This is a genomic window from Bacillus sp. B2-WWTP-C-10-Post-4, from assembly GCF_009183805.1.
Taxonomy (GTDB): domain Bacteria; phylum Bacillota; class Bacilli; order Bacillales; family Bacillaceae_G; genus Bacillus_A; species Bacillus_A cereus.
This window is the reverse complement of the sequence record NZ_WEII01000220.1, coordinates 1-3,112: the sequence shown is the minus strand read 5'-3', so window position 1 is coordinate 3,112 and position 3,112 is coordinate 1. Positions and strand designations below refer to the sequence as shown.

The following is a 3,112-nucleotide window of genomic DNA, read 5'->3' as shown; positions in this document are numbered from 1 at the left end:
GCAGGAGCAACGCCGAAACTAACAATATCAGCTAAGGAATACAATTCTACGCCAAACTCACTGTTCACTTTTAATTTTCTCGCAATTCTTCCATCAAGAAAATCTAAAACAGCTGAAAAGAAAATGAAAATGGAGGCTACTCCCAAATATTCACTCATATTCAAGGTGATTGAGAAAACACCGCACAATAAATTTCCAATCGTAAATAAATTCGGTATAACTTTTACAAGCTGATTAAACAAGTTTGCAAACGAACTGGTTAACACACATACGAAATAGATATAAAATATCGCTTAAAAAAAACAGAATTAATCAAATAGAAAAGACACGTAAATTATTAAAGGCTTAATGGATAGTGGAACCATGCAGAGTAGATTGGGGGCATACTAGCTATTCAAGTTTCTCCTATTCAATAATGAGATAATAAAATTTCACGTACCTTATGTGAAAATAAAGAAGAAATTTAAGCAATAGGGGATTTTAATAAAGAATGACCTTTGAATTATTTAATGTTAATATATAAAAATTATATTGATATAAATATATTTACTAGTTAAAAATATAGATTAAATTTGATGTGGTTAAAGGTGAAAATTTTGATTTTACTTTGCTTGAAACAAAATTGCTGAAAACTTTTAAAGAAGTGGATAATGTAGCAATAGTCGAAAAGGTCGAAGATAAACTTTTTGAAAGAGATGATGTGCGAACCCATTTAGCGGAGATTACTATCAATGTTACAGGAAAGAATATTGGATATAGATCAGTTTCAGCTAGTCTATTTTTTGTTCTAGACAGTCTATCAATAAAGCTATTCAATATTAATATTAGTGTACATTAAGTATCCAAAATGGATGTTTTTAATTTGTTAAAAGTTAAAAGGAAATTCCGCATTGAACCAGTGAACATTCTAATTAGACAAGCATATGATGAATTCATGGTGACGAATTATCATATGAGATGAAACTTTGGAGCACCATATTTATTTGCTGAAGGGTACCCTTTTTTTGCACTTTTTAATAAGGACAGGCATATATTAGAGAATGGGGTAGCCCCACTTCATATATTTGAGCACCTGGAATCGTCAGGTGCTCTTTATTTTTTGGAAAAATGAATATTTATATTAAATGATTATATAAATAGATAAAATATAGTTATTTGATTCAGATTTAAACCAAGGGGTACAAATTCGCTGTGTCGTGAAAAGGATTTGTTTAAACAATGGAAGGCAGATTTACAAGCTGTTGTAGAAGAGAAGAGGGTGAAGAAAAAAGCTAAGAAAAAGAATATGAAGTATAGCATTCCTGGTAATACAGCTGACTTCATGAATGGAAAAGATACTTTTCGTAAAGAGAATGGGTATTGAAGCAAAGTAATTAATAATTTGAGGATAAATGATTTTGATTAAGTGTATAGGAACTATAGTAGGCGCTGTCGTGATTTGGGCTGTGTCTTATTTTTTATTAAGAAAATATAACAAATTAAACAAACACAATGAACGAAAAAATACCTGAGACTATTGCCACAGGTAGACTTGTATAATTAATAAAAGCAATTATATTAATGTACTATTTTTGATGTCCACTAATACTTACCATCAGATTTGGTTCGGTTGCCACACAGACCTCATAAGCAAGAAATTGTACACAATATAAAATAGTAAAATAAATATCTAATCCCTTAACGTACATGGAATCGGATATTTTGTTTCTAAATTGTGTCCAAACGTACAAGTTTCCTTTTTGATATGGTGATCCTATGCACATCAAGCTAAGGTTTTTAATTACCCCCAAAGGAAAAATTTATCTCTCTACAGTCATTTATGAAAAATTAATCGAAGTTCTTTTTTTAACAGATGATTAATTTTTAAAAAATATACTCAAAGGTTAGGGCTTTATAATAACTTTTATGTACTGTTAATATTTCATAAAAGTTATTGTGAATTTTGTGAATGAATGTTTTTGGCTTTCTACTTTAATAAATCCATGATGAGCTTCGATAATTGATTTTGATAGCGCTAAGCCAATTCCAATGGACCCTTCTTTATTAGAATTTTTTGTTTTGTAAAATCTATCAAATATATATGGCAAATCTTCTGATGCAATACCTTCACCAAAATCTTGAATTATAATTTCAGTATGAATAGGGGAGTTTGTGACTTCAATATAAATGGAACTATTATCATTTGAATGTTCAATGGAATTCTTTAAAATATTTAATAAAGCTTCTTGCATCCAAATACTGTCATGGAAAAGTAATATTTTTTCATTGGTTTTTAAATGTATGTTCATATTTTTTTTATTTAATTTACTGTTCAAACTAGCAATGACCTCATAAATTGTATCAATAATATCAGAGTTTTCTTTTTCAAATAGTATTGCTCTAGCATCTATTTTTGAAACTTTTAATAAATTATGTATTAAAAAGTTGATTCTTGAAATTTGAACATCATTATTGTGTAAAAAATGATATTGTTGTTCATTTAATTTACCTTGTAATAAGATATCATTGTTCACTGTTAGTGTTGAGAGTGGTGTTTTTAGTTGATGAGAAATATCTTGTAAAGTTTGAATTAAAAATTGTTTTTCTTCCGTTAAATTATGCATACTTTTTCTAATAACATTTTTCAGTTTATGAAAAGAATTAGCAAGTTTAGCTAGATCACCTTCTCTATTTTCCTTGATATCAATGGTGTAATCACCTTCAATAATTTTATTCGCTGCAGCTGTTACATTTCTAATTTTTAAGAAAAAAGATTTATATTGTAAGTAATTTAGAAAAATTAGGATTAAGCTGAACCCTATTGCTCCAAGGAACATGTATATATTGTTTTGGGATATATGTTTATTTAAATAAGGAAAAAGTCTTGAGTCCAATTCAGCAGATAGACCATATTGATTTAATAGCATTTCTCCATCACTGGAATACTCTTTTTTATTTGCTGTATCATTTGTAAGTGCTTGTATTATTTCATATTCATTTTCTGGGTTCTGTGCAATTAGTTTCCCGGTAATTTCACTCCAAATAGTAATATAATCATTCTTTAAATGGTCATATAGAATATGAACTGTGATACCTTGATATATAATAAATAAAAAAGCGATTAATGCTAATG

At 28.4% G+C, this 3,112-nt stretch carries 4 protein-coding genes; 2 read left to right on the top strand and 2 right to left on the bottom strand.

The genetic code is table 11. The features are described from left to right. On the bottom strand, positions 1 to 242 hold a 242-nt coding region (locus GBN78_RS29245), incomplete at its 3' end, for a CDP-alcohol phosphatidyltransferase family protein (protein ID WP_193224774.1). Between the two features lie 323 nt (positions 243 to 565). On the opposite strand from GBN78_RS29245, the gene GBN78_RS29240 reads away from it, so the two are divergent. Next, positions 566 to 838, top strand: a complete 273-nt coding sequence (locus GBN78_RS29240; RefSeq protein ID WP_226798510.1) for a hypothetical protein — start codon at positions 566 to 568, stop codon at positions 836 to 838. Positions 839 to 1,207: 369 nt separating this feature from the next. Beyond that, positions 1,208 to 1,363, top strand: coding sequence for a hypothetical protein (locus tag GBN78_RS30515; protein WP_158335242.1), 156 nt, complete (start codon positions 1,208 to 1,210; stop codon positions 1,361 to 1,363). A gap of 550 nt (positions 1,364 to 1,913) precedes the next feature. On the opposite strand, the gene GBN78_RS29230 is transcribed toward GBN78_RS30515, so the two are convergent. After that, a partial coding sequence (locus tag GBN78_RS29230) for a sensor histidine kinase (protein WP_152128008.1) occupies positions 1,914 to 3,112 on the bottom strand: 1,199 nt, incomplete at its 5' end.